The sequence below is a fragment of the Desulfomarina sp. genome (assembly GCF_054039375.1).
Map to the genome: position 1 here is coordinate 1 of NZ_JBPLBA010000144.1, position 7,614 is coordinate 7,614.

The following is a 7,614-nucleotide window of genomic DNA, read 5'->3' on the forward strand; positions in this document are numbered from 1 at the left end:
AGAAAAATGGTTCACCACGTCGAACTTGTCTTGACAAAGCCTTCTCATGGAAGCGTAGACTCCGAGGAACAGTGAAAATAGCCGAACAGCTTGCCTGTTCAGCGAAAAACACAGCATATTAGTCATAAGTGAGCATTTTTCTTTTCGCTGTGACGCAGAAATCGGGCGAGATAGCGAGCCTGCGAGACTCCAATGGAAATTTTTCAAGGTAGCCTATAGAACGTGAAAAGACCCTCAAATCATATGACAGCCCTGACCCCGGGACAATAATGAAAATACAACTCATCCACCTTGCCTGCCTGCTGCTCTTACTGGTTGGTTTTTTACCCCTGTTTGCCCATGGAGCAGACAGGGCCATGAAACGTACAAACGGAACCACTGGGCGCTGTGCTCTTGTGATCGGAAATGCTCATTATCCTGAATCGCCGCTGAAGAATCCTGCCCATGATGCAGAAGACATGGCCGACAGGCTCGAAGAGCTTGGATTTGAGGTCATTTTAGCAAAAAACGCCAGCAAACGGGCAATGAAAAAAGCCATTAACACCTTTGCTAACAAGCTGAAACGATCTGAGATCGGTCTGTTTTATTATGCCGGGCACGGGATCCAACTGGATGGCCGTAACTTCCTCATCCCCGTGGATGCCGAGGTGGCAAGTGAATCTGATATCGAGTTTGAGGCCGTCCATGCCGGACGGATCATCGGCAAGATGCGGGAGGCGGGCAATACACTCAATATCGTTATCCTCGATGCCTGCCGCAACAACCCCTTTCACCGTAGTTTTCGCAGCAGTTCAAGCGGCCTGGCAAAAATGGATGCCCCGGCCGGCACCATCATAGCCTATGCCACTTCTCCCGGCTCCACGGCTGCCGACGGCAATGGCCGCAATGGTCTGTATACCGAGTCTCTGCTCCAAAGTTTTGCCACGCCGGGGCTGACAGTGCAGCAGGCGTTTAACCGGGCCGGGATAAGGGTTATGGAAAAAAGTGGTCAAAAACAGATCCCCTGGATGTCGTCTACCCCGATTCCACCCTTTTACCTTGCCGGTACCAGCCCTTCCCCGGTTCTCCTGCCACCGGGAGCAGATGATATCATCGATTATGACCAGCGGATTGCTCAACGGACTGCAGCCCGTAAAAAATGGCAGGACTGGCAGAAAAAAATGGAGCAGAATTATGCCAAGGTCAAGGGATATGACGGCAACGCCGACTTGATCCCGCAGGAAAAGAAGGATGCCTGGCAAAAGTTTATCCAACTCTACCAGGCCAATAATCCAGATACCGGCCAGGATGAACAATACCGTAAATATGCCGAACAACGGATCGCCCATTGGAAAAAGCAGGAGAATAAAAAGAAAAAGGTGGTGACCAGACCGACTCCACAGACTTCCCAGCCATCAGCTGGTAGCGTTTCCAGGCCCTTGTCAACTCATAAGGAATTTATAACCATCGGAACTGGTGGACTGAGAGGTCTTTATTATCCTACAGGCGGTACTATATGCCGATTGGTTAACAAGACCAGGAAAAAGCATGGTATCAGATGTTCTGTTGAGAGCACGGGTGGTTCTGTTGATAACCTGGCCACAATTGCTGCGGGTAAGCTTGATCTGGGCATTGCCCGCTCTGACTGGCAATACCATGCGTATCACGGTACATCTACTTTTTCCGGCAAAGGGAATAAAAACCTGCGGGCAATCCTCTCTATATATCCAGAGCCATTGACAGTTATTGCCCGCGCCGATTCTGGTATCAAAAATTTTCAGGATCTGAAAGGAAAAAGAGTTAATATTGGTAATCCCGGTTCCGGACAACGCAAAACAATGAACGTTTTGATGAGTGCCTTTGGATGGACCAAAAAAGATTTTAAACTGGCTAGCGAACTGAAATTTTCAGAACAGCCCAAGGCTCTTTGTGAAAATAAGCTTGATGCCATCATTTTTACCGTTGCTCATCCAAGTGGATCAACTCAAAAAGTCTCTACAACCTGCGATACAGTTCTCGTTAATGTGACTGGTCCTGAAGTTGAAAAGCTCATTGAAGTCAACGATTATTATGCCGCAGCAACCATCCCTGGCGGAATGTATCGTGGCTCTCCACATGATACAACTACATTTGGTTTAAATACTACCATGGTATCTGATGCACGAGTTTCTGAAGACCTTGTGTACAATGTAGTAAAGGCTCTTTTTGACAACTTTTCTACTTTCAAAAGATTACACCCTGCATTTGCCAATCTGAAGAAAGAAAACATGATCAAAAATGCACTTTCTGCTCCTCTGCACAGGGGGGCTCTCAAATATTACAAAGAAGCAGGTCTTATAAAATAACTTTTTTATTGTAAAGAAGCTTAAATAACACACTTAACACAGCAAGTAGCATCAATTTTATTCCAGAAAACGAAACGCCTAACGGAAAAGGTAGGAGAAACAGGACAAAGCACTCATTTTTTGTCCCTAAACCAATTAGTTCGAATAACAAAAAAACTACAATGAATTCGAGATCATGTATGAAAAAAGCATCATTTTCCCCTCTGATCATTACACTACTGTCCTTGTTTATAGCCTCTGCGGTTCATTTGTGGTTTCCGTCCAACGGCATAGCAACCAGTCGCTCAATCAAGCGGGTCCGCATTCATGATGCCTCGGGCAAACAAGTGGCCCTGTATGAAAAAAGCTATGCCTTGTTGATTGGTGCCTCGGGCTACACTAACGGCTGGCCATCTCTGCCAGGGGTCAAAAAAGATATGAAGGCAATAAAAAAATCGCTTGTAAGACAAGGGTTTGTTGTTCAAGTTGTCAATAATCCCACTGGTAAAACCTTGCGTAACACCCTTAAACAGTTTGCCCGTAAGTATGGACGGAGCCCCGAGAACCGTCTCCTTATCTATTTTGCCGGTCATGGCCACACCCTGACCCTGCCTTATGGCGGGGAAATGGGCTATATTGTGCCGGTTGATTCCCCAAATCCAGAAAAAAATCTGGACGGTTTTCTGGACACCGCCCTTGATATGCAAGAGATGTCTGTTCTGGCCCGACGGATTCTGGCAAATCACGTCCTGTTTCTCTTTGATTCCTGTTTTTCCGGTTCGATCTTTGCGCTGACCCGGGCAACCCCAAAATCCATTTCCTATAAAACTTCCAGACCAGTTCGTCAGTTTATTACCTCTGGTTCCGCCGAAGAAGAAGTCCCGGATAATTCCATCTTCCGCCGACAACTCGTTGCTGCATTAAACGGTGAAGCTGACGGCAATCAAGACGGTTATGTTACCGGCAATGAGCTAGGCATATTTCTCCAGGACAAGGTGATTAACTATTCCAACGAGGCTCAGCATCCGCAATATGGCAAGCTACGTGACCCCAAATTAGACAAGGGTGATTTTGTCTTTGTGGTCAATGTGGAATCATCATCCCAGCCGGCTGAAGCAGTGGTTCTACCCCCTGAGGCTGTCGATATAGGTGACTATACCCCGCGAATTGCCAAACGGGCTGCAGCCCGTAAAAAATGGCAGAACTGGCAGAAAAAAATGGAGCAGAATTATAACAGGCTCAAGGGGTATGACCACAACGTAGACTTGAGTCCCCTGGAAAAACAGGCAGCCTGGAAAGAGTTTACACTCAGCTACCAGGCCAATAATCCAGACACCATCCAGGATGAACAATATCGAGAATATGCCGAAAGACGGATTGCACATTGGAAAAAGCAGGAGAATAAAAAGAAAAATCTTACCGACCCGACCACGGGCATGGAATTTGTGTATGTGCCGGGCGGCTGTTTTCAAATGGGACAAACAGCTGAGGATAAACGCCAGATTATTACTGAAAAAGGCAAAAAAAGTATAAAAATTTTTACAGAAATGAACTTCCACGTCATGAAGTATGTTTGGATGGTTTCTGGATAGGGAAATACGAGGTCACCAACCGACAGTTCAGACAATACCATTCCTTACATAATTCTGGAGATTACAAAAAAAAAGAACTGAACAACGATAATCAACCTGTGGTAAATGTAAGCTGGAATGATGCAGTTGCCTATGCAAAATGGCTTTCCGTCACGAGTGGGAATAAAATAACCTTACCCACAGAGGCCCAATGGGAGTATGCAGCTCGTGGTAAAACCAGCACAGTGCGTTTCTGGGGGGATGGCGACGTTACCACCTGCAGGTATGCAAATGTAGCAGACCAAACGGCAAAAACAAACTGGTCACATTGGAGGGTTCACGATTGTAGTGACGGTTATGCAGTAACCGCACCTGTGGGTAGTTTCAAACCCAACCGATACGGTCTGCATGATATGCTTGGTAATGTCTGGGAATGGTGTTCGGATTGGTATGGAAAAAATTATTATTCCTCCAGTCCCCGCAAAAATCCACAAGGACCTTCATCTGGTACGATTCGCATTTTTCGAGGGGGTAGCTGGGGCTTTAATCCGAGAGATATTCGAGCAGCTTCCCGGAGCATGAGCGAACCCGGTTTTATGTTCATCAACCTGGGCTTCAGGCTTGTGCTAGCCAAAGGTAGCAGATAACAGAAAAAACCGTCCGGACGAAAAAAGTATAGTACTCATTTTTCAATTGGAAGATCTAATATGTCTCAACAACACAAAACATTCAGTGACTTACCCATGAATTGCTGTGAAAAAAACAAGCAAATTTAACGGGGCTTTGTAGGAGCCCTGACCCCAGGGCGATAGATTGATGAATACCGAAAAGAATCGCCCCGGGGGCGGGGCTCCTACGGGCACGTGGAGGGCTGCATGACCCCGGGTTCAATTTCACCGGTAACTGTAGGAGCCCTGACCTCAGGGCGATAGAGGGATCAACACCGTAAAGAATCGCCCCGGGGGCGGGGCTCCTACGGCACATGGCGGTTTGCAAGGCCTTACCGGTAAAGGTGTCCGCTCCGGCGGGCGAAGAATCAACGCTCTTTCTTTAAAAAAAACGAACAATGCGAAACTTTCAAAACACCCTGTTTACTGTCTGTTGTATTTTTTTTCTGTCTTTATTGCTCGCCACATCCATCCCGGCTAAAACTCGCAACATGCGAAGGCTGGTGGTAAAAGACAGCAATGGAAAAAACGTATCCTCCTTTGAAGGCAGCTACGCACTTGTCATCGGGGTCAGCAACTACACCAATGGCTGGCCGGGTTTACCCGGGGTTAAAAAAGATATTCGTCTGGTTCGTGAAGCTCTGGAAAAAAAAGGATTTCAGGTAACCGTACTAAAAAATCCGGATGGCGCTTCCCTGGAAGATGGCTTTGAAAAGTTTATCGAACAATACGGAAGCAAAGAAGATAACCGTCTCCTTATCTATTTTGCGGGCCATGGCCATACGGTAACGCCAAAATACCAGGGTGAACCGCTTGGCTATATTGTGCCTGCCGATGCCCCTGATCCCCATGATGATCTTCGGCGTTTTCGCAGGGTGGCCATGTCCATGCAGCGGATTGAGGAATATTCCCTCAATATTGACGCACGGCATGTCCTGTTTTTATTTGATTCCTGTTTTTCAGGCTCCCTTTTTGCCATGTCCCGTGCCATCCCCCAGCATATCAGCTACAAAACCGGAAAACCGGTACGCCAATATATAACATCGGGCAATGCCGATGAAACAGTATCGGATGAATCACTGTTTCGGGCACAGTTTATCGAGGCCCTTAACGGAGAGGGCGATGTCAATGGTGACGGGTATGTTACCGGAAGTGAGCTTGGCGAGTTTTTGCAGCAAAGTGTTGTCAATTATTCAAAAGGATCACAACATCCTCAATATGGCAAGATCAGGCACCGTTTTCTGGATAAAGGGGATTTTGTCTTTCTGGCCGGTGGTTTCATGCTGGTTGAGCAACCGGCACATGCAGCAACAGGAACTCTGAAAGTCGCCACCAGACCAACCGGAGCCGAGATAGCAATAGATGGAGTGTTTGAAGGAGTGGCACCATTACAAGTGGAAGATCTCAAACCAGGTGTACTGACCGTAAGCGGTGAAAAGGCAGGTTATAGCTCTGTCAGTAAAAAATTGCGTATTCGCAAAGGACGAACCTCATCGTTGACCCTGATTCTTGACAAAATCTCTGTTCGGGGCAGCCTCACAATTAACCCCACCCCCTCAGATGCCACAGTCAGGATTTTGAATATCTCCCCGCGCTATCAGCCGGGCATGGAACTTGATGCCGGGAACTATACAGTGGAACTGTCCCGTACAGGGTATATAAGCCAGACCCATATGGTTGAGTTGGCTGCAGGGGAAGATGCTGTTCTTTCTTTTCACCTGAAAAAGGTCGGTTCTTCGCAGGGTAACAATTACACCGACCCGACCACGGGTATGAAGTTTGTGTATGTGAAGGGCGGCTGTTTTGATATGGGCGATACCTTTGGTGATGGCGATAATGATGAAAAACCGGTGCATGAGATCTGCGTGGATGGATTTTATATGGGAAAATTCGAGGTCACCCAGGGTCAGTGGCGCAAAATTATGGGGAACAATCCATCCTTTTTCAAGAAAGGAGATTTTTATCCTGTGGAAGACGTTTCCTGGAACGACACCCAAAAATACATCAAAAGACTGAACAGCAGGAGCGGAAAAAAGTATCGCCTGCCCACGGAGGCCGAATGGGAATATGCTGCCAGAAGTGGGGGAAAGAAGGAGAAGTATTCCGGTGTCAATCATGTTGATGCGGTGGCCTGGTATACTTATAATTCAGGAAATAGCACCCATTTTGTTGGCAGGAAAAAGCAGAACGGCCTTGGTCTTTATGATATGTCCGGGAATGTCTGGGAGTGGTGCTCGGACAGGTATGGGGAAAATTATTATACTTCCAGTTCACGTAACAATCCCCGGGGTGCAGCATCAGGTTCGAACCGTGTGTTTCGCGGCGGCAGCTGGGCCTCTGACCAGAGGACCGTGCGTTCAGCGTGCCGGTTCAATTATACTCCGGGGAACTCAAACAATGCGCTCGGCTTCCGGCTTGTCTTTCCTCAGGGCAACAAGTAAACAGGCAAGTCAGGCAGGAGCAGTGGGGAGAAAAGTTTCAGATCGTCCTGAGGGACGAAGCAGACGATCTGGGACTTTTCTTTCCACTGCGTCAGGAACAGGCAACTGGTGTTTTTATGGTTAGGGCGAAGCCCTCGATTTTTTTTTTGCATATTGCACATTCGGCCAGAGGACTTGCCTCCTGCAATCCAGCCCCGGCAAAATCCCGAACACTACTGTAGGAGCCCCGCCCCCTGGGCGAACAACACTACCCAACATGGAAAAATGACAGATATTGCAAGCAACCAGGCAACATCACCCAACATCCCCCGTATTGGTGGCAACGCCACGGGCAGCTGCAAACCCTTATCGCTCAGAGGGCTGAGCTCATACAATACCAGGCACGGAATTGAACCCCGGCTCGTAGGAGTCCACCCCAGTGGGCGAATAATTGGCAGAATCAAAAAGAAATCGCCTACTGGGGTGGGCTCCTACAGGTACAAACAACTATTTGCCGAATTCTACCTGTAGGAGCTCAGCCCTCTGAGCGATAAGGTGTTGGCAGAATACGAAGAAATCGCCCACAGGGGTGGGCTCATACACCTGTTAAGCATCTGCAAACCGCCTGCACCATTTACCGCCGGCAGCATTG

At 47.8% G+C, this 7,614-nt stretch carries 4 protein-coding genes and 1 pseudogene; all 5 read left to right on the top strand.

Features of this window, described 5'->3' with window-relative positions:
- Positions 1–356: 356 nt before the first annotated feature.
- A pseudogene (locus ACXLDX_RS08775) lies at positions 357–1,022 on the top strand (caspase family protein); the annotation flags it as partial.
- Positions 1,023–1,418: 396 nt separating this feature from the next.
- Positions 1,419–2,324: a TAXI family TRAP transporter solute-binding subunit gene (locus ACXLDX_RS08780; protein ID WP_457576801.1), complete on the top strand. Its 906-nt coding sequence runs from the start codon at positions 1,419–1,421 to the stop codon at positions 2,322–2,324.
- A 248-nt stretch (positions 2,325–2,572) separates the two neighbouring features.
- A complete protein-coding gene (locus ACXLDX_RS08785) occupies positions 2,573–3,895 on the top strand; it encodes a caspase family protein (protein WP_457576798.1) in 1,323 nt (440 codons plus the stop codon).
- Positions 3,877–4,521, top strand: coding sequence for a formylglycine-generating enzyme family protein (locus ACXLDX_RS08790; protein WP_457576799.1), 645 nt, complete (start codon positions 3,877–3,879; stop codon positions 4,519–4,521). Before ACXLDX_RS08785 ends, ACXLDX_RS08790 begins: the two co-directional genes overlap by 19 nt.
- A 419-nt stretch (positions 4,522–4,940) precedes the next feature.
- Positions 4,941–6,983, top strand: coding sequence for an SUMF1/EgtB/PvdO family nonheme iron enzyme (locus tag ACXLDX_RS08795; RefSeq protein ID WP_457576800.1), 2,043 nt, complete (start codon positions 4,941–4,943; stop codon positions 6,981–6,983).
- Positions 6,984–7,614: the final 631 nt, after the last annotated feature.

Excerpts from the sequence above, each read along its gene's own strand:
- ACXLDX_RS08795 (WP_457576800.1), top strand. The coding sequence starts at position 4,941 with ATGCGAAACTTTCAAAACACCCTGTTTACTGTCTGTTGTATTTTTTTT.